The organism is Tsukamurella sp. TY48 (assembly GCF_019656655.1).
Lineage (GTDB): Bacteria > Actinomycetota > Actinomycetes > Mycobacteriales > Mycobacteriaceae > Tsukamurella > Tsukamurella strandjordii.
In genome coordinates, this window is the sequence record NZ_BPMV01000001.1 from 2,178,363 (window position 1) to 2,202,533 (window position 24,171).

At 64.9% G+C, this 24,171-nt stretch carries 32 protein-coding genes; 19 read left to right on the plus strand and 13 right to left on the minus strand.

What is annotated here, in order from left to right; genetic code table 11:
* The first annotated feature begins 144 nt into the window (after positions 1-144).
* A complete protein-coding gene (locus tag TTY48_RS10580) occupies positions 145-831 on the plus strand; it encodes a hypothetical protein (RefSeq protein ID WP_220657446.1) in 687 nt (228 codons plus the stop codon).
* Between the two features lie 246 nt (positions 832-1,077).
* Here the strand turns inward: TTY48_RS10580 and TTY48_RS10585 are convergent, their stop codons facing one another.
* The 9 genes from TTY48_RS10585 to TTY48_RS10625 form a co-directional block, all read right to left on the minus strand.
* Positions 1,078-1,233, minus strand: a complete 156-nt coding sequence (locus TTY48_RS10585) for a hypothetical protein (protein ID WP_220657447.1) — start codon at positions 1,231-1,233, stop codon at positions 1,078-1,080.
* Positions 1,230-1,991: a hypothetical protein gene (locus TTY48_RS10590; protein WP_220657448.1), complete on the minus strand. Its 762-nt coding sequence runs from the start codon at positions 1,989-1,991 to the stop codon at positions 1,230-1,232. The genes TTY48_RS10585 and TTY48_RS10590 overlap by 4 nt, the downstream gene beginning before the upstream one ends.
* Positions 1,991-2,350, minus strand: a complete 360-nt coding sequence (locus TTY48_RS10595; RefSeq protein ID WP_220657449.1) for a hypothetical protein — start codon at positions 2,348-2,350, stop codon at positions 1,991-1,993. The genes TTY48_RS10590 and TTY48_RS10595 overlap by 1 nt, the downstream gene beginning before the upstream one ends.
* Positions 2,347-2,922, minus strand: coding sequence for a hypothetical protein (locus tag TTY48_RS10600; protein ID WP_220657450.1), 576 nt, complete (start codon positions 2,920-2,922; stop codon positions 2,347-2,349). Before TTY48_RS10600 ends, TTY48_RS10595 begins: the two co-directional genes overlap by 4 nt.
* The gene (locus tag TTY48_RS10605; RefSeq protein ID WP_220657451.1) at positions 2,922-3,398 is read right to left on the minus strand and encodes a hypothetical protein; all 477 of its coding nucleotides are present in this window, start codon (positions 3,396-3,398) and stop codon (positions 2,922-2,924) included. The genes TTY48_RS10600 and TTY48_RS10605 overlap by 1 nt, the downstream gene beginning before the upstream one ends.
* A 33-nt stretch (positions 3,399-3,431) precedes the next feature.
* Positions 3,432-3,974, minus strand: coding sequence for a hypothetical protein (locus TTY48_RS10610; protein WP_220657452.1), 543 nt, complete (start codon positions 3,972-3,974; stop codon positions 3,432-3,434).
* Between the two features lie 482 nt (positions 3,975-4,456).
* A complete protein-coding gene (locus TTY48_RS10615) occupies positions 4,457-4,972 on the minus strand; it encodes a hypothetical protein (RefSeq protein WP_220657453.1) in 516 nt (171 codons plus the stop codon).
* A gap of 14 nt (positions 4,973-4,986) precedes the next feature.
* Positions 4,987-7,371, minus strand: a complete 2,385-nt coding sequence (locus TTY48_RS10620) for a hypothetical protein (RefSeq protein ID WP_220657454.1) — start codon at positions 7,369-7,371, stop codon at positions 4,987-4,989.
* A complete protein-coding gene (locus tag TTY48_RS10625) occupies positions 7,358-7,936 on the minus strand; it encodes a hypothetical protein (RefSeq protein WP_220657455.1) in 579 nt (192 codons plus the stop codon). Before TTY48_RS10625 ends, TTY48_RS10620 begins: the two co-directional genes overlap by 14 nt.
* A gap of 269 nt (positions 7,937-8,205) precedes the next feature.
* Here TTY48_RS10625 and TTY48_RS10630 point away from each other — a divergent pair, with 269 nt between their 5' ends.
* From TTY48_RS10630 to TTY48_RS10670, 9 genes are all read left to right on the plus strand, one after another.
* Positions 8,206-8,769, plus strand: a complete 564-nt coding sequence (locus TTY48_RS10630; RefSeq protein WP_220657456.1) for a recombinase family protein — start codon at positions 8,206-8,208, stop codon at positions 8,767-8,769.
* On the plus strand, positions 8,766-9,626 hold the full coding sequence (locus tag TTY48_RS10635) for a DUF2637 domain-containing protein (protein ID WP_220657457.1): 861 nt from the start codon (positions 8,766-8,768) through the stop codon (positions 9,624-9,626). Before TTY48_RS10630 ends, TTY48_RS10635 begins: the two co-directional genes overlap by 4 nt.
* On the plus strand, positions 9,623-9,844 hold the full coding sequence (locus TTY48_RS10640; RefSeq protein WP_220657458.1) for a hypothetical protein: 222 nt from the start codon (positions 9,623-9,625) through the stop codon (positions 9,842-9,844). Before TTY48_RS10635 ends, TTY48_RS10640 begins: the two co-directional genes overlap by 4 nt.
* Positions 9,841-10,065, plus strand: coding sequence for a hypothetical protein (locus TTY48_RS10645; RefSeq protein ID WP_220657459.1), 225 nt, complete (start codon positions 9,841-9,843; stop codon positions 10,063-10,065). Before TTY48_RS10640 ends, TTY48_RS10645 begins: the two co-directional genes overlap by 4 nt.
* Complete coding sequence (locus TTY48_RS10650; protein WP_220657460.1) at positions 10,062-10,463, plus strand: hypothetical protein; 402 nt, start codon at positions 10,062-10,064, stop codon at positions 10,461-10,463. Before TTY48_RS10645 ends, TTY48_RS10650 begins: the two co-directional genes overlap by 4 nt.
* 131 nt (positions 10,464-10,594) lie before the next feature.
* Positions 10,595-11,116 (plus strand): hypothetical protein, encoded by a 522-nt coding sequence (locus TTY48_RS10655; RefSeq protein WP_220657461.1) that lies wholly within the window; start codon positions 10,595-10,597, stop codon positions 11,114-11,116.
* Positions 11,106-11,390, plus strand: a complete 285-nt coding sequence (locus TTY48_RS10660) for a hypothetical protein (RefSeq protein ID WP_220657462.1) — start codon at positions 11,106-11,108, stop codon at positions 11,388-11,390. Before TTY48_RS10655 ends, TTY48_RS10660 begins: the two co-directional genes overlap by 11 nt.
* The gene (locus TTY48_RS10665) at positions 11,387-11,872 is read left to right on the plus strand and encodes a hypothetical protein (RefSeq protein ID WP_220657463.1); all 486 of its coding nucleotides are present in this window, start codon (positions 11,387-11,389) and stop codon (positions 11,870-11,872) included. The genes TTY48_RS10660 and TTY48_RS10665 overlap by 4 nt, the downstream gene beginning before the upstream one ends.
* Before the next feature lie 19 nt (positions 11,873-11,891).
* Positions 11,892-12,479 (plus strand): hypothetical protein, encoded by a 588-nt coding sequence (locus TTY48_RS10670; RefSeq protein ID WP_220657464.1) that lies wholly within the window; start codon positions 11,892-11,894, stop codon positions 12,477-12,479.
* A gap of 39 nt (positions 12,480-12,518) precedes the next feature.
* Here TTY48_RS10670 and TTY48_RS10675 read toward each other — a convergent pair whose 3' ends face one another.
* Positions 12,519-13,556, minus strand: coding sequence for a hypothetical protein (locus TTY48_RS10675; RefSeq protein ID WP_220657465.1), 1,038 nt, complete (start codon positions 13,554-13,556; stop codon positions 12,519-12,521).
* Between the two features lie 95 nt (positions 13,557-13,651).
* Between TTY48_RS10675 and TTY48_RS10680 the strand changes: the two genes are divergently transcribed.
* The 5 genes from TTY48_RS10680 (at position 13,652) to TTY48_RS10700 (ending at position 18,881) form a co-directional block, all read left to right on the plus strand.
* Positions 13,652-14,623, plus strand: coding sequence for a hypothetical protein (locus tag TTY48_RS10680; RefSeq protein ID WP_220657466.1), 972 nt, complete (start codon positions 13,652-13,654; stop codon positions 14,621-14,623).
* Between the two features lie 374 nt (positions 14,624-14,997).
* Positions 14,998-15,651, plus strand: coding sequence for an MspA family porin (locus TTY48_RS10685; protein ID WP_220657467.1), 654 nt, complete (start codon positions 14,998-15,000; stop codon positions 15,649-15,651).
* A 519-nt stretch (positions 15,652-16,170) separates the two neighbouring features.
* The gene (locus TTY48_RS10690) at positions 16,171-17,247 is read left to right on the plus strand and encodes a hypothetical protein (protein WP_220657468.1); all 1,077 of its coding nucleotides are present in this window, start codon (positions 16,171-16,173) and stop codon (positions 17,245-17,247) included.
* A 35-nt stretch (positions 17,248-17,282) separates the two neighbouring features.
* On the plus strand, positions 17,283-18,104 hold the full coding sequence (locus TTY48_RS10695) for a DUF5642 family protein (protein ID WP_220657469.1): 822 nt from the start codon (positions 17,283-17,285) through the stop codon (positions 18,102-18,104).
* A gap of 99 nt (positions 18,105-18,203) precedes the next feature.
* Entirely contained in the window at positions 18,204-18,881 is a 678-nt protein-coding gene (locus TTY48_RS10700; protein WP_220657470.1) for an SMI1/KNR4 family protein, read from the plus strand.
* 115 nt (positions 18,882-18,996) lie between these two features.
* Here TTY48_RS10700 and TTY48_RS10705 read toward each other — a convergent pair whose 3' ends face one another.
* Positions 18,997-19,137: a hypothetical protein gene (locus TTY48_RS10705; protein WP_220657471.1), complete on the minus strand. Its 141-nt coding sequence runs from the start codon at positions 19,135-19,137 to the stop codon at positions 18,997-18,999.
* 239 nt (positions 19,138-19,376) lie between these two features.
* On the opposite strand from TTY48_RS10705, the gene TTY48_RS10710 reads away from it, so the two are divergent.
* From TTY48_RS10710 to TTY48_RS10720, 3 genes are all read left to right on the plus strand, one after another.
* The gene (locus TTY48_RS10710) at positions 19,377-20,195 is read left to right on the plus strand and encodes a hypothetical protein (protein WP_220657472.1); all 819 of its coding nucleotides are present in this window, start codon (positions 19,377-19,379) and stop codon (positions 20,193-20,195) included.
* 100 nt (positions 20,196-20,295) lie between these two features.
* Positions 20,296-20,940: a hypothetical protein gene (locus TTY48_RS10715; RefSeq protein ID WP_220657473.1), complete on the plus strand. Its 645-nt coding sequence runs from the start codon at positions 20,296-20,298 to the stop codon at positions 20,938-20,940.
* A gap of 317 nt (positions 20,941-21,257) precedes the next feature.
* On the plus strand, positions 21,258-21,419 hold the full coding sequence (locus tag TTY48_RS10720) for a hypothetical protein (protein WP_220657474.1): 162 nt from the start codon (positions 21,258-21,260) through the stop codon (positions 21,417-21,419).
* A 152-nt stretch (positions 21,420-21,571) separates the two neighbouring features.
* On the opposite strand, the gene mihF is transcribed toward TTY48_RS10720, so the two are convergent.
* Positions 21,572-21,883: an integration host factor, actinobacterial type gene (gene mihF / locus TTY48_RS10725; RefSeq protein ID WP_220657475.1), complete on the minus strand. Its 312-nt coding sequence runs from the start codon at positions 21,881-21,883 to the stop codon at positions 21,572-21,574.
* Between the two features lie 113 nt (positions 21,884-21,996).
* Positions 21,997-22,722, minus strand: coding sequence for a hypothetical protein (locus TTY48_RS10730; RefSeq protein ID WP_220657476.1), 726 nt, complete (start codon positions 22,720-22,722; stop codon positions 21,997-21,999).
* A gap of 274 nt (positions 22,723-22,996) precedes the next feature.
* Between TTY48_RS10730 and TTY48_RS10735 the strand changes: the two genes are divergently transcribed.
* Positions 22,997-24,070 (plus strand): ImmA/IrrE family metallo-endopeptidase, encoded by a 1,074-nt coding sequence (locus TTY48_RS10735; protein ID WP_220657477.1) that lies wholly within the window; start codon positions 22,997-22,999, stop codon positions 24,068-24,070.
* Positions 24,071-24,171: the final 101 nt, after the last annotated feature.

Here is a 24,171-nt window from a genome sequence, read left to right on the forward strand (position 1 = left end):
GCGCGTTCGGCTCTGGACGCCCCAGCTCGTGGAGAGGATGTCAGCGGTGACTGCCACGGTGGGGTACGGGGACTCCCGCACGGCGCAGACGGGCTGCCGCGCCTCCACCTGCTGACCGAGGTAGCGACAGATACTCTCCAACGCATGAACGAGGTGAGCATCCGGAGGTCGAAGTATCCGGGCAAAGAGGAGCGCTCGTATGACGTGCGCAACGCGGACATCCTGTACTCGGTTGGTGCTGCGTATCAACGACCGGGCGAGGACACCGAAGGAAAAGTCACCGGGCTATGTCCTGAGCGCGCATCAGTAACGATACGCAGAGGCGAAGGGCCCCGCGGAGAGGAACGGCATCCTTACAGCTTCACCGTGGGTGGGAGCATCGCCAAGAAGGACGGCACCGCTGGCAAGCGAAGTGGCTGCTTCTACTACACCCCGGTGAACACGCCTGTCTCATACAGTCCAAAGAACGAGCTGCTTGCCCCGGCGTGGGCACGGAGTCTCGTGACAGAGACTGTCACCGCGGACGGCAATTGGCACACATTCGACGGGGTCGAGGTCCGCAGGACGCGCGCAAACATCCAGGATCTGTTCATCGTTGATGGTGCGGCGCACATGCGCGACGAGCACCGCTGGGAAGTTGTCCGTCCACACCGACTCAGCATCGATATGAAGGCTGACGGCTCCGTCATCGTCGGGGCCGAAGGCCCCAAGATCAAGTCAGACGGCACGGAGAGCACGCTGAAGGGGTACGCAGTTCCAGCACCGTCCACGTATCCAGATTGGCTCTTAGAGCTAATAGCGCAGCAGCGAACTGCACTAGGACTTGACTAACCGCTCGTGGTGGAGCGGGGGCGGCGCAGCGGTCAGCGGTGACCGCCTCGGTGGGGCACAGGGACGCCCGCGCGGCGCAGACGGGCTGCGGTGTTCGCGGCGGCGCGATGGTCGGATGGCGTCGCGGCCAAGTTGATCCACCGAGTGTCGGTCCCCTCGGGCGGCACGAGCTTGAAGTGCTTCCGACCCTTCACCAAGGTCCAGCCAGCCGCCTGAGCAGCAGCGATCATCCTGTTCCGGTCCATGTCAGCGCCCCCGATCCTCGGGGGACCGACTCGCCGACCTCTGCCCGGTCCCGCTGCCGCCGAGGACCCGACGGAGCCACGGCCAGCGAGGCGCGAGCCAGATCAGCAGCAGCATGAGCCCGATCCAGACGAAGAAGATGATGTCGTTGGTACTCATGCCCCCGCCTGGCTTGCCGGGGGCTCAGGCACCGAGACTCCGGCACGGCGGAGCTTCGCAGCCAACTTCTTGACTGACGCGCGATCGTTTGGGTCGATGCACCTCAAGGAGATCCAAGGGGCCTCGACTTCCGCCGGTGGATCCAGCGGGAGTCGATGCGGCCCATACCGCTGCCAAGTCCACCCAGCGGCGAGGGCCGCATCGAGTACCCCGATGCACCAGAGCCTCTCCGCTGCCGCACCGCTCGGATTGAGTGCACGTGCGGTGTCTAGCCGCGCAGCGCGTACCGTCGCGTTCCGCCTCTCGCTGCTGGCACGCTTATAGCCCATGAGCCGCACCGTGCCCAGCTCGACATCAAGGTCTGCGACGTGCGCTATCCAGGCGAGGAACTCGACCGTCGGATCAACCATCTGCGTCGGCAGTAGCGCATCACCGTCGAGACGGTGCAGCAGGTGTTCCGCCTCGCCCTGCGCGAGACTCCCGGACATCGACCAGAATCCGTCATCGACCTCGCTGTGCCCGAGGGCGTCCAACAACGCGCAGTGCAGCTCACTGACACGGTACGTCCGGGCACCAAGGGTGCTGAGGATGTCGTATCGGTGCGTCTCGCATCGCTCGATGAGCAACATGTACCCGCTGACCAACTCCTCCGCGTCTCCGCATTGGATCCGCTGGGCCAGGGGAGTGCGGAACTCCAGTGTCGGTAGGCCCATGCGCGACGCTGCGGCCTGGAAGTCGTCGGTGAGGTCGCTGGCCATCAGGTCACCTGTCCGCACTGGTCGCAGGTGAGGTTGAACGTGATCCGGGCGCTGAGTCCATCCGCCGGTGACAGCGTGACGGTGAGGTCACGTGCCTGGAAGAATCCCCGGAGCTGGCCCTGACGCGCCGCGATGTCAGACCATGTCTGGCCGCGGGACGACACCGGCTCCACGTCGACCCAGTCGCGCTGCTCGTCATGCTCCTCGTACGGCGCGCGAGCGACGATCCGGGGCAGGTGGTGGCGGGTGTACGACACGACCTGCCCGTCCACGATCCGCTCGCGCTCCTCGGGTACGGAGATCCCGGTGGCCTTGACGCAGGCCAGCCAGCCGTCCTGGTCCAAGTGGGTCCTCATCATAGGAACCCGTCCGCGTCGGGGGTCAAGTCCTTCGGATCGAACGTCTTGGCCGCGAACTGGTCCTCGCGCGGCGAGCGGTCCTTCGGGTCGAACTGACCCGCCTTGTCGGTACCCTTCGGTGCACCGGGCACTGTGGGGGCTGTGGGTGCAGACGGAGCGTAGGCCGCGCCCTGACCCTCGCCGGGAGCCGGAGGTGTCCGAAGGTGCGGCGGGCACGCAGGGGGCTGCGGGGGACCAGGCAGGGGCACACCGCGCTGGAGACCGTGTGCGCGCCGGTCAACCTCCTCGCGCCACCAGGTCAGATAGAACGCGGCGACGTTGCCGTACCAGTCCTCATAGGTGTCGGGATCCGAGTGCGCCAGGCTGCGGCCAGCGGGCGTATCCGTGACCGCGGCGACAGGGTGGGCGAACGAGGCGTCGCCGCCCATGCTCCACGCGGCCTTGTCCCGGGCCTCCGCCCAAGCGGCTTCACGCTTCGCGCGCCGCTCGTCCGCGTCACGCTGCCCCCACCAGCCTCCGACGAGGAAGAGCGCCGCGACGACGACGACGATGATGATCTTGCCGGTGTCCATCAGGCGACCTCGCGCCACGTGCTGCACCAGCGCGCCAGTTCGACCATCGCGATCTCGGTGGCCAATCGGGCGATGAAGTCGCCGTCGGTCGCGGACCAGACCTGCTCCACGGTGTGGCTCTCCTTACCCACGGGTGCCAGTTCAGCCGCTTTCACGGCGTCCATGAGGGCCGGGTGACGGGCTTCGACCAGCTCGAATGCGCGGTGTCCGGCAACGTCGCCATCGAAGAAGCTGAGGTTCGAGGCGTACCGGCTCGCGGTCTGATGCGCCCGCGCGTTGAGCAGTCCTGCAACCGGCATGCTCACGTCGTCCCATGCCGCGGCGGGGCCGTCGATGGCCCGGTCTCCGGTGGAGGTCGCTGGGGTGGCGGCGAGGGCGCGGACGGCGTCGCTGCGCCGCTGCTCGTGCCCGCTGACGGTGGGGTGTGCGGTGAGGTACTCCAGCTCCGCGAGCGCCCAGTCCCGTAGGTTTGTCATTTCGTTTCTCCATTCATTTCGACAGTTAGTCCGTTAGTTGCTGTCGCTGTGCCAGCCGTGATCGGCCGCGTGTTGCCGTTGTGCCGTGCGGTTCTGCTGTTCCCGTCGGGCCTTGATCCAGAACCCGATTCCGGTGACCGCGAGGAGCGCAAGGAACCCGAGGCCGACCATCTTCACCTTATCTCCGAGGTCCGACATGTTTCCGGAGTCCGGCGCTGCCTCGGCGGCATTCCCCGACTCGGTATTGGTGTCGGTCCCCTGCGCCGGAGTAGGTGCCGTGGACCCGCCGGAGTAACCGGTATTCGAGCTGATTCGTGCTGCCACCGAAGGGCAGTACTTCGCGAGTTCCTGGACGGAACTGATCGGGCTCGGCGGCTTCTGTGGGATGCAGTTTTCCAGCTCGGCAGTGCTTGCCTTGAGAATCGTCGAGCAGTCGTTCTGGATGCCTGCCGTGTACTGCTTGATGCAGATGACATCGGTGAAAATGCGCTCGTTCAAGGGCGCGGACTTCTCGCTACATCCAGTTGCAAGGATGCCGATAGTGGCAATGGTTGCAGCGACCTTCGCGTGGTTCACGTTGCTCCTTCCTTGTTCGTCTCTAATTCTAGTGATCCGGACGGCCCTGTGCCGAGAAGTTTTGGCGTGTCTGCGCTGGCCGGCGACCTATTGATTCCTAATAGGTGAGTGGGATTCTGCGGACATCAGATGGTCCCCATTCGGCCTGTCAGAGCCGTTCCTCAGGCCAGACCGCGGGGTGCAGACCAGGACTGCTCGACACAGAGCTTCTGTGTGGTCGCGGCGCGACCACCGACGGCCCCGAACAGACCCAGATCCCAGATCGACCGAAGGGGCCAGACCGGTCAGATTGGCCCCTTCAGAGGGAGCCTCAACGGTCGAAAACCCCCTCCACAGACCTCCACGGTGTAGATGCGCACCACGCCGGGCACACCGGGGACCGACCCCCGGAAACATCCCGAGGATCCGTGATCCACGTGTGCCCGTGGGCACGTGTGCGCACCCACACATGTCATGTGTGCACCCGCACGCATCCACATGCATCAGGCGGATACCTCACCATCAGAATCAACAGAATCCTGAAACCAGAGTTCCCACCCAACAACCTGTGGAGAAATTTTCTGGAAAATGGATTTTGAAAAAGAATTTTGAAAATCTGAATTTTCAGAATCCGTACTACCAGTACGTGACATGTGGGTATCCACCCGGACGAAGTTGGCACCCTTCGCCTGACTGATCGGATGCAAGCGGAGCCGGGCCTTCGTCTTCGAGTACGCCGTGTGAGAGACGCGCGCGATGTTTTCCACAGTGGATCCGGCGGGGCGTGTTGCTGCGAGCAGTTCCCACTTCATCTCATCCGACGCCTTGAGGGCCAAGTGAAGCTCGTGCAGGATCTGGTGGACCTCGTTGATCGTGGGCTTGTGGTCCTCAACTGCACACTTCCGAGCCAACCCGATCAACGGCCTCACCGCATCGGTCAGTTCCGTAGCGTAGGCGGGAACCAAGTGCTGCATGAAATCACGTGCAGCCTTGTTGGCGATGGGATCCTTACGAGGCATGCTTGGCTTCTTCCTTACTCTATTGAGGCGTGGTTGCCGCTGGACTTGCTGATACCACCGGCGTAGTTCTCTGCGTCGCTGGGGTCATACATCGCCCGTTCCGGAATGGGAACCCAGTTCCCGTTCTCGTCCTGCCGGTCGAGATTGATCGGGCGGATCATCTCCAAGTCGGCCCAGTCCATTTCCTGCCACGGATTCTCTGCACCGGCGACGCCAGTCTCGAAGGCCCATCCGATCCGGGACTGGATGCGCGGAGTGGATTCCAGTGCGGTCTTCCAGCGCTGCCAGTTGTCCAGCATCTCGGGGGTGGCCTTGTCGTACTCGACGGGCTTCGCGCCGGGGCTGTAGATGTACGGCATCTGGATCAGCTCGACCTCGCCCGTGTCGGTGTCGAGGACGACGCCGCGGCCCTTCATCGACTTGGTGATGCTGGACATCGCGTCGGCGGCAGCCTCGGAACCGTCGAACAGCTTCGAAAGCGCCATGTCCTCCTTCTCACCCAGTGCGATACGGCTGCTGACCTGCGCCAACAGGGCGTTGGAGAAGCTCTTGTCCTCGACGCGCTGCGACGCCCCGATGAAGTGCACGCCGAGGGACCGACCGACCAGCGTGATCTTCTCCAGCGCGCGGAGGTAGTCCTTGAGCGCCGGGTCGGTAGCCATCGCCTTGGTGAAGAACGCCTGCTCCTCGAAGAGCAGGATGAGGGGTGGGAACGTGCTCGGGTCCACACCCTGCTCGACCAGGTTGTTCCTGCGCTGGGTCTCGTGGAGCACGTACGCGACCGCGCGGAGCATGCCGCCGCGGGAGGTGGCGACGTGGAGGACGCCGGGGGAGACACCGGGCTTCATCAGGCTCAGCCAGGTGTCGGCCTTCGCCGCACAGATGATCATCTGCGCTCCCTGGACGCACATCGCCGTCACGCCGGACATCATTGTGCGGGTCTTGCCGCAGCCGGTGGTACCGCAGACCAGCGTGTGCGGGATCGTCGCGAGGTGGTTCTCCAACCGCCGACCCTCCGCGGTGACACCCAGCGGCCAGGCGAGATCCTGGTACGCCTTCACCACGCTCGCCTCGGTGTTTCCGCTGGTAGGGCGCGTGAAATCCTCGGGTTCCATGCCCACGAACGAGGGGAACTGAAGCGGCTTGGTGTTGAGGTTGAGCCGTGCGAACAGGCCGTCGCCCGAGGGCGCGACCTTGAGGTTGGGCGTCCGGAGTACGGAAGCCAACTGCTTGATCTGGCGCTTGATGTCGTCCACTGTCTGTCCTCGCTGGTGGATGGGTTCGATGTCGATCCAGGGGCCGCGCAGGCCGATACCGGCACCAGCGAATCGCGGGCTGGCGTGGGATTCGTAGGTCACGGCCTTGCCGCCGGCCACCTTCTGCCGAGGCTCCGACCTGCGGATTCCCCCGGCCCGAGCCATCTCCCGCCACTTGTTGTGGCCTGGAGTCTCGCGATCCGCAAGGGCCGCAGCGAGCACCGGAACCTCGACGGCGATCACGTCGAGGGGGTCGGGCTCCGGCGGGGGCGGAGGCCGGAAGTCGAGGCTCCAGGACTTCATTACTGCGGCGAGCCGGACCCGGATGTCCCAAGTCTCACCTGGCCCGCGGGGGTCGGGTGACTCGATGGTCGACTGGCTCGTGACCATGTCGGTCTCCCACGGATTCTGCACGTGGAGCACGGATCCGGGGAACGTGCAGCGGAAAACGAGAGCGTCGTAGGTCGGGACGATCCGCACGTCGACCAGGTGCGGCAGGGCATCTCGCTCCCCGGAGGCGATCACCTGCACGCCCTGCTGTGCAAGCGAGGTGACAGCGTCCGTCATGGTCCGTGCTTTGCCGCCGACTGCGACCCGAGCGTGCAGACCGAGTCCGGCGCAGTGCTCGCGCCACAAGGTCGGGTTGCCCACGTAGGTCTCCCGCAGGAACTGCCGCGTGAGCTGCGCGTTCTGCTCCGGAGGTAGGTCGCGGCGCAGGCTTTCACCAGCGCGCGTCCGCTTGTGGACCTTGGTCTTCGGCAGGTCGCGGAGGATCTGAGCGGACCGCGCGCGCATCTTCTTGAGCAGCTCGGCGTCACTCGCCGCGTCGGGTTCGGGTGCGGCCTTTTTGCTCTTGCCGCGCCCCTTCGGTTTCGGGGTCTCGTCGGCGTCGAAGCCCTCCGGCCGGATTACCTTCCCGCTACCGCCAACCTGTTCCCCCTGCTCCGAGGTGACCTTGTCGAACGTCGGCTCCGGCTTGATCCGTTCGGGTTCCTGGGGGACCGACTCCGCCGGCCTATCGGTTTCCGGCAGGTGCTCCTGGTTCTTCGGCGATGGAGTCACGAACGGGTTCTCTTGCGCCGGAGCAGGATCGGCCTTGGGCCTGTTCCAGTTCAGGAAGTCGTCGAAGTCAGAGGTGCTCATCAAGGTCACCCTTCAGGATCGGGTCGTCGTCGAGCGGGCGGTGCCGGTTGGTCACGTGGATCGAATAGCGTTGGCCGACATCGTGATGCCGATGCACCTCGCCCTCGACGCGCATGGTCCCGAACTCGGCCAGCCCGATCGGTACGAAGCCCTGGAGTGGAGCTTCGTGCAGGCCGTCGTGCGTGGGCTCCAGCACGAGCGCCATGTCTCCGTCGCTGCGGAACTGACCGCCGACGATCGCGAAATGGGGAACAAACACCGTCTTACCTGGGAAGATGCCCCACTCGCGGTGCTTCTTGATCGAGCTGTACTTCACACCGCCGACGGTGAACCTGTCGAACAGGTTGGGGCGCTGGTGCCATACGCCCCAGTTCGCGCCCTCAGCGGCACGGTTCCAGCTCGCCTGCGCCGGACCCAGGCCACCTCGCCGATCAGTGAGGTTCGCCGCGGGGCCGTCGGTGGTCGCGCCGGAGGTATTGCGGTCCGTCATGAAGTGGATCAAGATTCCCGCACAGGTCAGGATCACGAAACCCCAGAACCCTGCGAGCGGCGCGCCGAAGATCAATCCGGCGACGAATCCGAGTGCGACCCACATGCGACCAAAGTAGCCCTCTGAGGGGGCTATTTCTAGCAAGGGTCGCCATTGTTCCTATTTCTATTGTTGTGGTGTAACGATCCTGGTCAAGGGGGCGAAACTGTCCAGACAGGGTGTGCCTCAGACGGACTTTTGCGACCTGGCGAAATCGTGTATGAATAGAGTCGGTTCGATCATTTCCAGACAGTTGTAGGGGAATCTCTAGAACCTATTCGGACGATTTTGGGAACGAGGGGCAAATGTCCACGGGGCAGCGCATCGGCTACACCCGCGTCAGCACCGCCGACCAGAACACGGACCGGCAGCTCGACGGAATCCGGCTCGACCGGACCTTCACCGACAAGGCGTCGGGCAAGAACACCAACCGGCCCGAACTGACCCGCGCCCTCGACTTCATCCGCGAGGGCGACACCCTCGTGGTCCACTCCATGGACCGACTCGCCCGCAACGTCGAAGACCTCCGCCGCGTCGTGCGCGAGCTGACGAGCCAGGGCGTACGAGTCGAGTTCGTCAAGGAGGCCCTCACCTTCACCGGAGACGACTCCCCGATGAACAACCTGCTGCTGACCATGCTCGGTGCGGTCGCAGAGTTCGAGCGGGCGTTGATCCTGGAACGTCAACGCGAGGGCATTGCGCTCGCGAAGGCGAAGGGTGCGTACAAGGGGCGGAAGGCCAAGCTCACCGCAGACCAAGCCGAGGAGCTTCGCCAGCGCCTCGCCTCGGGAGAGTCCGCGACAGCCCTCGCAGCCGAGTACGGCGTCGCCCGCAGCACCGTTTACGACTACCGGAAGCAGGCAGCATGAGCTTGACCAAACCCGTCCGCCGGTTCCTCTGGGTTCTCCTGATCGCGGGCACCGCGGGGTCGGTCGCGGCGAACATGGCTCACGCGCACCCGGGAATCGGCCCGCGGATCATGGCGGTCGCCGCTCCCGTCGCTCTTCTGGCCTTCACGCACCTGGTCGGTCTGTGGGGCCGGATTCGCGCGAGCGGAGTGACGTACTGGGCGATCCTCGTGACGGTCGCGCTGATTGCTGCCGGTGCCGCGCGGGTCAGCTTCGCGGCTGTGCGGGACCTCGCTGTGTCCTACGGCTATGGGCCACTCGATGCTGCCCTGTTCCCACTGATGCTCGACGGCGGTCTGGCGGTGACGGCGCTGGCGCTGGTGGTCTTGAGCCGGTTCGATGCGGAGGCCGCGACGGGCGCGGACCAGGCTGTGGACCACCCCGGTGACGAGGCTTCGCGGTCCGCGGTCATGGTCCAACCGGCCCGCGAGCCGGTCCACGAGCTGGCCCATGCTGCGGTCCAGGCTGCGCCGACTACTCGCGACATCGAGGTGGCCGATACCGCACCTGCCGTCGCCGATGAACCGGTGCTGGCCCACGCTTGGTCCACGATGGGCCACGCCGTGACCAGCGCAGATGATGACGATGGGCCAGTCAGTGGACCGGCCGATCCAGTGGTGGCCCAGGCGGCGGACCTCGTGGCCCGTGACGTGGTCCAAGTGGATCAAGCCGTCGTCGAAGAGGTCATCCGCCGGCTCAACGCACGCGAGTCGGTGCGGTCCATCGCAGCCGCCGATGTGGCTGCGCGAGGCACTGTGACCAAGATCCGCGACGCCCTTCCATCGACCGATGGACCGGCAATCAAGGCTGTGGCATGACGCGCCCGCCACTCCCGACCGGCAACGTGTACGAGGTCGAGGTCGCCCTGATGATGAAGCTCGGCGAGGCGGTCGAGCTGGCCCACGAACTCGCTCGTGTGTCACCGGATGAGACTCGCGCGCTCGGGCTGGAGCAGACCATCGACCGGTGGAATCAGGACCTCGCGCGCATGTACTGGCGCACGGTCGGTCCACGCGGCGAGGGGAGCCACCGGTGACTCGGGAACTGATCCATCCGCTGCCGACTGGCACGGCGCACGCCGCCGAGCGCGACCTGATGATGAAGCTCGGGGAGGCAGTGAACGCGGCGCACCACCTTGCCGCGGTTGCGCCCGAGGAGGCTCGGGCGGTCGGTCTGGACGACCTCGTGGACCAATGGGAGCAGCAACTCGGCACCTTCCATTGGCGGACTGTCGGAGCGACGGCGCGGAACCTATGAGCGGCGAAGAAGCGGTGAGCCACGAGGGCCTCGTGCGACGGATAGAGGCTCTTGAAACACGTGCCCTTCGGGAGGCTGTGCTCGACCGGGTTACCCAGATCAGCAGCGAGCTGTCCGACCGGCTCAAGCCTTCGGATGGGCTTGTCCGCGAGTACCCGCTGGACAGCGACGGATTGATCCGCAGCATGGCCTCGACGCGCGAGGAAGCGGACGTACTGCTCCGCGCCGTGGTCCTGAAGATCGCGCTTATGCGCGCCGCCGAGAACGCGATTGGTCCGGAGCTGCGCCCGGACCTGGATGACGATGCTCGGTGGCGTGCGACGGGAGAGCTTGCCCAGGCCGTGTGGAGTCCGTTTGCTGCCTTTGTCGACCTCTATAGCTCCTGGCAGGAGGCGTAATGAATCAGTTCACCTACCGAGTCGAGTGGTCCGCCGACGTGGGCGAGTGGATTGCGACCTGCGACCAGATCCACGGGCTGTCAGCCCTCGGCGGGACGCCGTCGGAAGCCGTCAGCGACATCGTGGACCGCGTGGCCGAGATCGCACGCCGCGGCCAGCAGTGGTTCTGGACCAAGGAGTGGCAAGCGGGCGAGCGGGAGGTCGACGAGCACATCGCGCGAGGCGAGGTAACCACTTTCGCGTCCGGTGAGGAGTTCATCGAGCACCTGGATGAGGCGGTGAGCGAGGGGACCGACGCCGACATCCACCGCACGGTGCTTACGGATGCCGCGGTCGATTGGGTCAAGTCGGATTCCTTCGTCGCCGGCACCTCGACGATCTACCTCGTCGCTCTTCCGGTCCACCTGAACCCGGGCTACGACGTGGTTCCTGACCTGAACCGGGGGTACTTCCTGGACCCGCACGAGGCGGCCATCGAGGCGCGCAAGCGTCTGGAGTTCCAGGTGGTGAACGGGCCCGTCGAGCACCGGCACAACTTCGCGGTGTCGGGCGCGCAGGTGATCCCAGTGAGCCCGAACGGTTTCCCATCGGGCCTACCGTTGAAGCCTTGGTCGGTCCGCGTGGCAAGGAAGGGGACCGACGGTGATCGATGACCCAGCAGAGCTGTATGACGGCGTCGTGAATCTGCTCGATGGAGTGACCCAGGTCCGGCGGCAGCTCGCGGTGCTTCGGCACCGCTATGGCGCGCTTGATGTCGACCGGCTCGGCGTGGACGAACTCGGGCCGGCGGTGTCGGTCCCCTCGCTTCTGACGGGGGTGCACCGGGGACTGGAGTGTGTCGACGAGGCGCTCCGGACCGTCGATGACGCCGTGCACCGCGCGATGGGGCACACGACGCGGCTCAGGACGAACGGGGACCGACAATGACAGAGGACATCTGGATCATCGAAGTGCCCGCCATCGACAGGCTCCGGGAGTGGGAGACCGCGCGCGGCGCTGGATACTTCGCTGATCCAGCCGAAGCTGCGGCAGCAGCAGAACGGTGCATGCTGGAGGGCATCCGCCTCTGCGTGCGCGTCGACCCGGATCGTATCGTCCTTGCGGACGATGCTGGCTGCATCCGAGGCATCGACCAGGCGCACGAGATCGCGCGGATGGGTGCGAACGTGATCCACCTGCGGCCCTCGGGCTCACCACCTCCGGAACCGCCGCGGCACGTCGAGGTGCCTGGTGGACCCGAGATGGCTCTCCTGACAGCACAGCGTGCCGCCGCCGACTTCGAGCTGTCGGGTGGTAGCGCCGCGGCTCGCCGCGAAGCCGCGAAGCTCACTGTCGAGCTGGACCGCCAGCAAGGCAAGGAGCCGGAGCCGTGGGTCCTCGCTGTCGCCGAAGGTCGACTACCTGCCTGATCCCTACCGAAGGACTGAAATGGACAAGAAGCCGCTGATCATCGGTGGTGTTGCCGTGGCGCTGGTAGCCGGTATCGCTCTGGTTCAGACGGCGACCGACAAGCCCGCTCCGGCACCACGTGCGGCGGTGTCGATCCCCACGACGACGCCCGTGTGGACCCCGAGCACCCCGACGACGACCATCACCACGACCACGCGGACCAGCTCGGCGGCAGCGAGCACCACGGTGTCCGGGCGCGCTGAGACCAAGGCCCTGTGCACCCAGGTTCTGGCCGCTGTCAACCGCCGGTCCCCGGCGACCGACGCTCTCAACGACCACGTTCGCGCCGAAGGGTGGACGTGGAACTCGGTGAAGCCCATCGCCTCCGCCGCGGCTTCCGCGCTCGACGGGGAGTCGACCACGGTCATCGACCTGGCACGTCGCAGCGGTGCGCCCAGCGAGGTGACCAGCGCCGCACGGGACTACGGTGACGCGGTCGGCGACTGGGCAGAGTCGATCCGCGGCGACCTGGCGGCCAGGAGCACCGAGGGTTTCACGAGGACGAACGCGCTCAAGCCGCACGTCCGCGAGCTGGCGCAGGAGTTGGACAACCAGTGCAAGACGTAACGTGTCACAGAGCCTCAGCCGAAGGCCCACTGTATGGGCTCAAGCTGTAGCCGCGTTAGTCGCCTGAGACTTGTTCGCCAATGCTCGTTCGGCGCGCGTGGTGGCGGCGCTTTGTATGAACGCGGCTTCGCGAAGGCGGCGAGCCGGGGTGCTTGTTGCGATGGTCGCTGCCGATCCTGCTGACCTGTAGAGGGTCGTTGCGGCGTCCATTGTGTGCGATAAGAGCGCGGCGCGCGTTGAGGTCATTTCGTCGAGGTTCGCGGTTGTGCTGGCGATCTGGTCGAGGCGGTTGCGTAAGCGCGTACGGGTGTCGGCGACGGTGCCGGCTGCGATCGGATCATGCGCTGACAGGTCGCTGGCGATGCCGGCGAGCAGGCCGAGGGCGAGAGTGGCGTTGGACCGGGCTGCGGCGACCGGGGTGGTTCGGGCTTGATCGGCAGGGATCGTAGACATGATCTGCCTGGTCGGGATGTGCCAGCCGGGCTGGTCAATCTCGATGGCGACGGTGCTGGAGGCGTTCGCGGCGATGAGTGGAAGTTCCGTGACTGAGCTGGTGAGATCTCGGGGATTCGGGATGGCGACCGCGTGGACGACCTCACTGTTCGGCTCATAGGCCCAGGCGATGAGGAGGCCGATCCAGGGCCACGAGGTGACGAAACGGGCTTCGCCTGTTATCAGGAGGTCACCGTTGGAGGTGCGGCTTGCTCGGAGTGAACCTCCGTGGCTGGGTAGGCCTGCATAGGTGATCCCTGCGAGCACTTCGCCAGAGAGTAGCTGTGGTAGCCATTGTTCGCGAATGTCCCTGGGCGCGCGCATGACTCGTAAAATGGCGCCTTGGTGCTGAGCCCAAACGAATCCGGTACTGAGACAGCTTGCGACGAGGGTCTCGCCGACGTCGAAGATGAGTGGCAGTGGTGCATCGGCTGCGACAACTGCGAACAGTCCGGCGTCACGGAGGGCTGCGAGGTGACCGGGCGGCAGCGTTTTAGACTGGTCGATGACAGATGCATGCGGGCGAAGGATGTGCTCGGCGACATGCGCACTTGCCTCGAGGATCTCTGCGGAGCTACTCGTCACGTGCTAAATCTACCGGGTAGTGGAGGGCGACGGTCGGGAAGGACGCAGTAGCTATGGGGGTAACCGACACACGAGTCTGGACCATCGCGCGGGCTATGGATGGCACCCTGCGGGTCTTAGCGGTTGGAGAGCGACGCGCCACAGGGGGAAGGCTTGCAAACGCCGCGAGGATACGGGGGGCGGTCTTTCGTGACGTCGAGCGTGCGGCTTTCGAAGTCCTGGAGACGGGGCAGAAGATTGTGGTCGGGGATGCAGTTGGGCATCCCGTTCGGCATCCAACGACGGCGGGCGCGGTCGCTGCTGTAGTCGGTTTCGACGCGACATCCGTCGAACGCTGTGCGGCGGACCTCGCGACCTGGCTGTGGGTTCCCTCAGTCGAGTCGGGGCCCCCGCGCTTGCATCTGTCATTGGCGGCGATGAATCTGCTTGGTGTAGACGAGGACTACCGCGACCGATCAATGCATGGGCCGGCGGACTTCTTCACTCGGGTTCCTTCGCTTGGACTGGCAATCAAGCATGTTGACTGGATCACAAGCCCGCTGGTGCCCGAGAGCGCGGACCAAGTGGTGAGGTCGGCTGACCTGGGTGTCGTGCGGGACGGGGGAGCCGTGGTCGGCGTCGAGTCAATCGAGGTCCGGCTACCGTCCGCTGAGATTCTCGGCATCGGGTGGGAGGTGTCCACCCCGAGTGAATCAGCCCTGGCAGACGCAATTCTGGCAGATGTCAATGCCCGCGCGAGCGGGACGCACATCGCTCTGCTGGACCTGCGATTCCCAGCAGCGCCGTATGTTCTTCGGTGGCTCGGCGGCCCGCCCGAGGGCATCGGGCATGGCTTCAGTACTGGTCAGAACAGCGGCATACACCCGGATGACCGTCCGGCCATAACGGCGGCGATAATCGCTGCCGCCACCATGCCTCGGAACGAGCCTGTTCCAGTTGCCGCACGGATTCGAGCGCTGGCGGGCGGCTGGATTCGGATGCGCGCGGCGGCGTGGTTCGTCGACCACACGGTTGCCCCGGGAGTCGTCGCAGTCCAGGTGACCCACACAAGTTGCGACAGCGTCTAGGTTCGGCTAGCGTACGAAACCAGTTCGAGGCTTCACCCCTGTGAATTCGACCCAACGATCGGTTCACCCGAAGCTCTCGGATCTCCGCAGAATCGACATTGCGTCGATTGCTTCGTCGGCCTCCCTTTGGATCGCTCGGCCCGCGGCGGCGTTCATAGCGCCTTCTTAAGCGTTTCGGTTTGCTTCTACACGGCGATCCGACCGCTTACGTGCCGTATGCCCAAGTCCATGCATCCAGGAGTCCGCCCGCAATGCATCCTCGTCCTTCGCTGAGATCTCTCGTTCTGACACTGGCGATTACGGCCACCGTCATGGGAGTCGGTAGCGCTTCGGTAAACGCTGACCCCGCTCCTAAGCCCACGAGCAGCGACATCGTGCGGACGAAGAGCACGCCCGACGGATTCAAAATCATCATCAAGCTTGAGAAGAACAAGCTCGACGCGGTGCCCCCGCTCGACTCCAGCCCGTTCTCACGGGAGGCGTTCCTGGCGGGAGACAACACCGTGAAGATCGAAGGCCCCCGCGGTGGCAAGCTGCTCGGCGCATCCTTCGAAACTGGCTACCAGATTGGCTACCCGGCCAAGGTCGGCGCGGACGGTGGAGCAACAGTCACCCTCACGACCCCCGACCTTTCGGTTAACGGCGGAGTCAACACCGGTGTAAATGCTTCTGTTACGCCCTCGATTCAAGGCCAGGGCGGCGTCAGTGGAGGGCAGCCGTCGGGGTCCGTGAGCGGTGGTGTCACAGGCACAGTCGGCGGAAATGCAGGCGCGAATGTCGGTGCGCAGAGCAAGATCATCCCGAGTCAGACCGCGACGTTCAAGATTGAGCATGGTGGGATCACTGAGGTGCCCATCGGCAAGATCGCCATGACCTCAGACTTCGCCTACCTCAGCCTGAGCGGTGTGCATCTGTCCGCCAGCGGCGCGGCTGGGCAAATGACAGTCCGCACATTCACGCGCGTGATCATGCGTACAGAGCTGGGCTCGACTCAGTTCGTCGCTTACGGTCCCGCCACTCGCCTGTAGGAGATCGCGGTGTCTCAGATCAAGAGAATCCTATCGGCGTTCGTCCTCGCAGTGCTCGTCGTCACGGGCGTAAACCTGCAGGTTGGCACGGGTGTCGCGAACGCCGATTGCCAGGGCGACTGGGCCGCATACTGGCGGCAGAATTCGCCCGGTACACCTGTCCCGCCGATGCCGCCGCAATGGTGCCAGACGCAGCAGCCGACGCAGCCCACACAGACGCCTTTGCCGACAGCCGCGCCGACGAATACCGCGATCCCGTCGCCCGTATCGCCGACGCCCGAGCCCACGACTGCGCCCCCAAGCCCTACAACTGCGCCCCAGCAGTCGGGCAACGGTGCAGGATCCGTGCCCACCGCTGCAAATCCTCCTGAGACGACGCAGCCATTCCGCCTCCCAGGTGACACGACCGCGCCTCCAACGACGCAGCCTCCAACGACGGCACAGCCGACACAGTCCTCGGCCCGGGCATCTGTGCCCCAGTCTGTCCCTGCCACGACGCCCGCGAAGGCGCAGCGTGAGATGACGGACGCGCAGAAGAAGAAGAAGGAAGAGGCGAACTGCAAGCCTAATCCCTGGTTCGACCTAATCGACGTCAAGGCGGATCCGATTAGACCTGGGCATCCCGACTATGCGAAGTGGAAGGATTTTGAGAGCAAGGTTCGGCAGCAGCCAAACTATAAGGCGAAGAAGAAGGAGCTTGCACCGGGCGAAGAGCCTGATCACATTCTCGCGGCACGCGCGTTGTGGGAGCTCCCTAACTTCAAGAATCTACCTCTCAAGTCGCAGTTGGAGATCGCCGACGATCCGGCGAACCTGCGCCCATTGAACGGCTCGATCAACGGTTCGAAGGGAGGGCACCCCGCTAGTCAGTACGGCCAGACTTGGTTTCCCCGCCCTCGTGTGGACGACAAGATCACGCCCGAGGAACTGGCCGCAATGTGTGAGGCGGAGGAAGAGGCAACCCCTGTCATCATGTTCCTGATCTCTCAGAAGCTGGCAGAGAATCCGACATCGGCTGGCGCGGGGGAGGGCACAGGAGAAGGCGAAGGCAGCGGTTCAGACACGTCAGCTTCGACTTCGGGCTCGGACTCGGGTAGCACGGCCACGCCGACTTTGACTTCGGTCCCGACGCCCACGGAGGTTCCCTACACGCCTCCTCAGACTGTCACCCAGCCGCCTGGCACTCCTGAGTACCCGACGGGAACTCCCGCGCAGCCGCCGGCGACGGAGAACCCGCCTGCGGCTCCTCCGAAGCCGACCCAGACGGAGAAGCCTGCTGAGGTGCCTGCTCCGACTACGCAGGCTGCTCCTGAGCCGGCGAAGGGCGGTTGGTGGAGCAGAAACTGGAAGAAGGTCGCCGTCGGTGTTGGAGTCGGCGTGTTGGTCGCTGGCGGTGTGGCGTGCGTTGTCGCAACTGCTGGAATCTGCGCCGCCGTGGGCGCGGGCGCGGCGGGTGCGGGCGGCGCCGCAGCGGCAGGCGGTGGAGCTGCGGCCGCTGGCGGAGCTGCAGCCGCTGGCGGAGCTGCAGCACCTGCTGCTGTAGGGGCAGGCGCCGCCGCAGTCGGGGTTGCCGCAGATTATGCCCTCGCGGGCTGAGCCTGATTGTCGTTCGAAGCTAGGAGATATGAGCCGTGAGTGATCGCAATTCATTCGAGGGCAGCGAAGATGAGACAGCGCCGCTGGACCGCGAACAGGCCGATTCGGTTCCCGTCGACGACGGGGGCGAGCAAGTTGCCACCCCAGAGGGTTCAAAACCGAAACGCAAGACATGGCTCGCGGTCGGATGTGCAGCGGCTGCGGTTGTCGTCGTAGTCGGCGGCGGGACGATCTGGTGGTCAACAACCCGTGACAAGGATGAGAAGCCGACGAGTTTCGACCTCGGGCGAATCGACTCGGTGGTGTCCAAGCTTCCCGTCGGAACACAGGTAATCAAGGGGCCGAAGAAGACCTTCAGCGCTGATGACGTGCGTGGATTGAATGCGGGCAATGACTCGATCAAAGCGCGTCCTTCTGCTTGCCAGGATACGAAGAAGGTCAACACTGACAGGTTGATCGGAGCAACCGCGCAAACGGTATCTGCCTTCGACAAGGGCGTGCGCTACATCGTTACCGCTGAGGTGATCCCGAGCAAGAACGGCAAACGTACCCGGCCCGACGGCGCTGCGTGCGCCACTGTGTCCTACGAGTTTCCTGACGGCGGGGCTTCGATAGCGACTACGCCGCGCGACAAGCCTGAGATCGCCAATGCCGAGGTCGAAGCGACTCGCACGGTTGCGCGTACAGGACAGAACGAGACTATCGATAGCTACACGTTCGTGGCGTGGGTTGATGACTTCCACGCCGTGGTCGTGCAAGCTGCTTCTGATCCGACGTACAAACCCCAGGCGAGCCCGATTGATCCGACACTGGCGAAGCAGTTACTGGTCGAGGGCGTCAAGCTCGTCACCGCCTAGCAGAACGAAGCGTAGGGGTATCCGCCACGGCGATATACCCACTCCCGCGCGTGTTTCCGAAGATTCCAAGGAGAGCGCCCTGTGACATACAGTGAGGCCATGCACCCTCTGGTCGACCGACTCGATGCCGCCTTGGCGGCGAACTACCCGGCTCTGTACGACGTGCTCGCGCCCGGCTCACCGGGTGAGGACATCGATGAGCTAGAACGGGAGTTCGGTATGCCGCTTCCTGAGGCATACCGTTCGTTTCTTGCCTGGCGTGGACCGAACCCCCCCGGTACGTACCCATGCTCCGGCTACATGATCAAGATTTACGAGTTGACCTCGGCGCGGAACGCGCTGGAATCGGTCCAGATGCACCGAGATCTCCGCGAGGAGCCTGGGTGGGTGCAGGCTGCATGGTGGGGCGAGTTTTACCTTCCGCTGATGGCGCATGGCGGTCCGGAGCTGGTGATCGACATGGCGGGCGAGGCGCTGCTAGACAGCGGAGGCGGAGAGGACAACCCGTACCCGACGCAGCCAGCGCAGGTGCTTGAGTTCCACCACGACTCAGAGATGCGGCCGATACATGCGCCGAGCCTTGAGGTGTGGTTGGAGGCGTTCGCGATCACGTGCGAGCGGAAGCTGTTCGGTGTCAATGTGAATGATTACGGGTCGGGGCGGATCGTGGAGCTTACCGACGAGAACGACGCTTTCGAACACGTGCTCAAGGAACTCGCACCGGGCTTCCCCACTGATACGACCGTGCTGCACTTCCCGGACTACTTCGATATGTAGCGTCGCGGATTCGCGGTTCTTGGGATTTCCACCGTCAACATGCAAGTCGCTGGTCGATGCGCACTATCACCAGCTGTTCCTGTCGGTGCACCCGTCCGCGCTTGGTCGCCAGGTGTCACCGGTTTGGCTCCTCGACCTGCCGCCGGATCAGCTCCCCGGCTTCCGCGAGGTCGACTACGCCGCCATCCCGCAGCGTCCTCCAGTATCGGCGCTGTTCAGCGAAGTAGTCCTCAACCCAGTCGGGCAGGGTGGGCACCTCGTCATGTTCTTCCTCCACATCAATTGGACGCACCAGCTCCCTGTTCGGTTCCAATCTCACCTGCGATGTCGGTCCATCCGGAGTTGTGCCGCGCGCAACGGAGCGGACTTGGTGATCACCTCTGACAAACTCGACGATTCGGTAGGACTCGCCACAGTGTGGCTAGAGTCTGGTGATCGCGGCCGAGTAGCGCGGGTCCACGCCGAGCCAACGGAGGCGCGTTGAAACCGGAAGTAGTGCTCTCTGCGTTCGTACTTCGAGCAAGGAGAGTCCTCGCGCACTCACTCGTCCGAGAGCATCGTTCGGAACTGAAGGACTATGCACTCGGCAAGCACACGATCTTGCTCTCCGTGTCCCCCGACGGGGCTGCTACGCCACGAATGAAGCCATCCGATACCGGCGACGAGGAGCTGTTCGAGTCCTTGGCGAGCCGGATTCGGCCGATCACCCTCGGAAGCGAAGCCGTCAGCTACAGGTCCGTCATGAGGGCCCTCCGAGCCGGAGTTTCCCCTGAACAGCTCAGCGTCGTATCCGACATGACCCACGATGAGTGGGAAGCCCAGTGGGAACTCGTGGCCGCACGCGACGGGGAGCACCAAGGCTTCAAAATGATCACCGAGGAAGGCGAACTGACGGACCGCGAGATCGCTTTCGGGTGGTTCTACTGCGACGTGGCGCACGCAGATGACGCCAAGGTGAAGACACCCGGCGTCGACCTCGCCAACAGGTTTCTCGCTGCACGGGCCCTGTTCTCGCGGATCGTCTTCCTGATTGAGCTGACGTACTACCTCATCCTCCAGCTTGCCGAGGAGGGGGGCATCGAACTCGATCCGGTGGCGGTCGAGTCGGTGGTCACCGCTGCAGAAGCTCCGCAGCCCCAGTCATTCAAGGTGTACTTCGGCCCGGTCGGCACCGAGATGCCGGGCAACCTTGACGATCTGCCTGAAGGGTTCACAGAGTTGTCGACGGTTGACGCGCTTCAGCACCTTCGCGGCGACGACTTGGACGCCGGGGCGCAGATCATTGCGCGAGTCGAGGATGACCCATCTGACTGAGATCCAGCACAGTCTTAGCTCCACCAATCTCGTTCGCGCTGTCGGTCCCCGCGGCGATAGGCTGGTCGGCTTTGCTCCCGGCAGCTCCAGGAGGCCCGCCGTGATCACGTTCAAGCTCAAGCTCGGCTTCGGTGTGCGCCACGACCCCGCGGTGACCTCGTGGATGGCGCGGGGTGTCGCGCTGGACCTGGGGGACCGACTGCATCTCGAGTTCCGGCTGCGCGCGGACTGGGACCCGAAGTGGTTCGGGCGCAGCCACGAGCCGGGCGGCATGTCCACCGGCTACACGGGGTGTGTCGGCCCCCTCGCGCTGGAGTTCGACCGGCGGCACCTGACCTACGGCGAAGCGGTGGGCGCACCGACGTACCTGCGGGACCCCGCGTTCGACTGGGTGATCGACGAGTTCGACCACAGCTTCAACGCGCTGGCCATCGCGAGCCTGACGTACCACTGCGACTGGTCCATCTGCGACATCGGTGATGAGCGCCGCACCGAGTTCCAGCAGCTCATCGCGCGACTGGAGGAGCCTACGCCGGAGTACACCGACGGGGAGCAGACAATATCCGATGCGGCGGGGGACCTGTTCCCGGAGGTCAAGGTGGGAGAGGCGGTCACGATGCGTCCCTTCACTCCGGCGGAGCACGCGGCGCACGAGGCGTGGCAGGTGCGGGTGGCTGAGTGGGAGCACCGGATCGACGAGGCGCGCCGGGACTTCGTTGGCGTCATGCGATACCTCTGGTCCTGAGTATCGAAATACCGGAACGTTTCTCGTTTCCGAGTGGTGGTGTAGGAGCCGGCGAAATGTCGGTCCCCCTCGACGCGATGAGGTTCCCGGCGTGTCGCCCCATGGACCTTCGCGGCGGACCAGGATGGATCACGAGCGGGTTAGGGGCCCGCTCGAACGGCGAGGTCGCAGGGGTGCCTCCCTCGCCGGTGTGTTGGGAGAGCGACGGTACCCCGTCGCGGGTGGACCGGGTGTGTGCCGGATCCGCCACTGACCCCCGCTCGGTTGCGTGGCCGAGTGGGGGTCTTCACGCATCTTGAACTGGCACAATCGGAACCATGTCCGACGACGTGAACAGGGTAGAGGCAAACCTGCTGGCCCGCCCGGACATCCTGCGCCAGATTGAAGCCAGCCGAGTCGCGGGGCCCGAGAAGACGGGTCGCCCCGCGCGGAGGCCGCACATGGACATCGCTCGGGCGCGTTACGGCGTCCTGGATTGACTGAGCTACCCGATGGCTCCGGACCTGGCGGCGTCGAGCGCGGCGAGCACGTCCGCGGGCCCGTGGAGCTGGAACACGTCGATCGGGCTACCAGACGCAGGAGCCCGCCGCCTCAGCGTCCGGGGCGGCGGGCTTCTGTACCTGCGGGGTTGCTACGCGGCGAACCTCTCCAGCAGGTGGGCCCGCTGACGCTCCCCGAGGCCAGCGACACGACGGGTGTCGGCGATCTCCAGCTCCGTCATGATCTCGGTGGCCTTGACCTTGCCGATCTTCGGCAGGGCCTGCAGCAGCGCAAGGACCTTCAGCTTGCCGACGGCGGGTTCGTCGGCGCGGTCGAGCACCTCGGCCAAGGTGGTGGTGCCAGCCTTCAGATCGGCCTTGATCGCGGCGCGTGCTGCGCGGACCTCGGCGGCCTTCGCGAGGGCGTTGGCGCGCTGTTCGGGGGTGAGAGTGGGGAGAGCCATGGTATTCCTCCTGGTGAGCCGGATAATGCTGTCGGAGCGCACGCTAGCGACCTGGGCCGACAGAAACGGCGCACGGTCGCGAGTCGGTCCCCCTTGGCCACGGCGGAGCCGGGTTACCGGCGGTCCAGGAGGAGCACCAGCTCCGCCACGAATCTCTCCGTTGGCCGCTGACCACCCTTGCCCTGCTCCAAATCGACCTGCTCGCACACCAGAATCTTGCGCGCGGTGTCGAACCCGAAGCCCACTTCCCGTAGCCGGAGGAGCATCCGATCCTTCACGGGATGGTTGCGACGCTGGTACAGGAGCTTCGGATCCGCAGCCACCGCTTCAACCAGCTCCTTGTGGGCCTTGGTCAGGCGTGGATCTGGTCCGTCGAAGTAAAGGTCGCGCGCGGCGGGCGAGATCGGGTTTAGCACTGCGCCCATCTGAATCGCGCCCAGGTCTGCGTCGCGACGGGGCCGCGGGAACATGCCCGTGTCCACCACGTACGCCAGCACGGCGAGGAACTCACAGGTCATGTTGATGATGTCCGCGGGCATCAGCACGTCAGCCTCCGACAACCGAGGGGGCATCGTCGCCGCGCACCACCGCGGGACCACGTTGGCCTGCGCTGTGGAGAACAGTCCCAACTTCTTCGCGGCCTCGTGGAGCGCCAGGGCCTCCGCCTCTTCGCGCGCGTTGCGGGTGGAGCCCACCCGACCCACGTGGGTCTCCGCGAGAGCCATGTAGGCGGCAACAGCGGCCGACGGGTCCGCGTCGAGGACCCGCTGGATCGCGCTCGACGGCAGCGACTGGGGCATGTTGAGGCGGGCGGCGGCTTCGAGGACCTGGGCTTCCATGACCTCGAATCTAGCGGCAGGGTGTGACAGGTTTTAGGGGCTGACCTGGGAAATTCGGGGGATCAGGATGGATCAGGCGCAGGTGCCGGCGAGTCGGTCCCCCGATAACGGTGATGGCGATGAGGCCGCTGGAAACACGCGATACAGACTGCAACCGGAACGACATATGGACTGCGCATAATCCCAGGTCAGTGATCGTAGAGGCGACCGGATCGGGAAACGACCTGCATCACAATTTTGGGTTTTTCCCAAACTTTGTTTGTACCATAGAGGCATGACGGAATCCATCGGGGAACGTGTTGCTGCCCTGATCCCGGCCCGGGGCCAGGGCAAGTTGGCGGACGCCATTGGGATGGCACCAGACGCGCTGTCACGTGCGTTGAGTGGGCAACGCAATTTCAGTTCGGGAGAACTAGCGCGCATCGCTGACCACTACGCCGCTGACCTGCACGAGCTGATTACCGGTGAGCCTGATCCGAACAGGATCGTCATCGCGGCGCGGCACACCTACGACCGGGATACCCGCGAGCGTTCTGTACCGACAGTCGAGGAGGACCGCAGGATTCTCCAGGACGTTGCACTGGCGTACCACCAGGGGGAGCCGGCCCCCTCGGGCGCGCTACTCTCGCTGTCCGGCGTCGATGAAGTGAGGGACCGACTCGGCGCGGACTTCGTGCGCCCGTTCGTCGACCGCATTGAAGGCGCGTTGGGTATCGACGTGGTGCGTGTCAAGGAGCTCTCGACCGCCTACAGCATGACCAGCGGCCCATATGTGGTCATCGCGATTCCCGCGACTGGCAGTTGGTTCTGGGAGAACTGGAGTCTCGCGCATGAGCTGGGCCATCTCGTATACGGGCACCATGCGGGGGCCGGGGTCGTCCCGAAGAAGCACGAGCAGGTTGCCAACGCCTTCGCCGCTGACTTGCTGATGCCGCGCGAGATGATTCGTGGGTACGACTGGTCCTCGATGACCGAGTCTGATCTCGCGGATCTGGTATGGGAACTGGGCGTCTCTACCCAGTCGCTCGCGATCCGGTTGGAGACTCTGTGCATCGCTTCCCCCGCCGCGGAGCGGTGGCGTTATGAGAAGACACAGCGGCTTCTGCACCGGCACTGGCATCGCAGTGGGAAGTCGGACGAGATCACTGATCGGATGCGCGCAGCGTCGGCACGCCGGTTTCCTCGCGCCCTTGAGGAGGCGCACCAGGACCGTATCGCCGCAGGGCAGCTCCACAAGGGAACCCTGGCCTGGATGCTCGGGGTCGACGCAGAGGCACTAGAAGTTGATGAGCCGGAGCGCCGTGAGTTGAGCAGTGATGATCTTGCTGCTGCACTCGGCATCGCGTAGGCGTCGTCTTGATCCTCTTCCCAGACAACACGGTTCTCATCAACTTCGCACACATCGACCGAATGGATCTGCTCGCTCAGATCGTCGGGGATCGCGGTAGC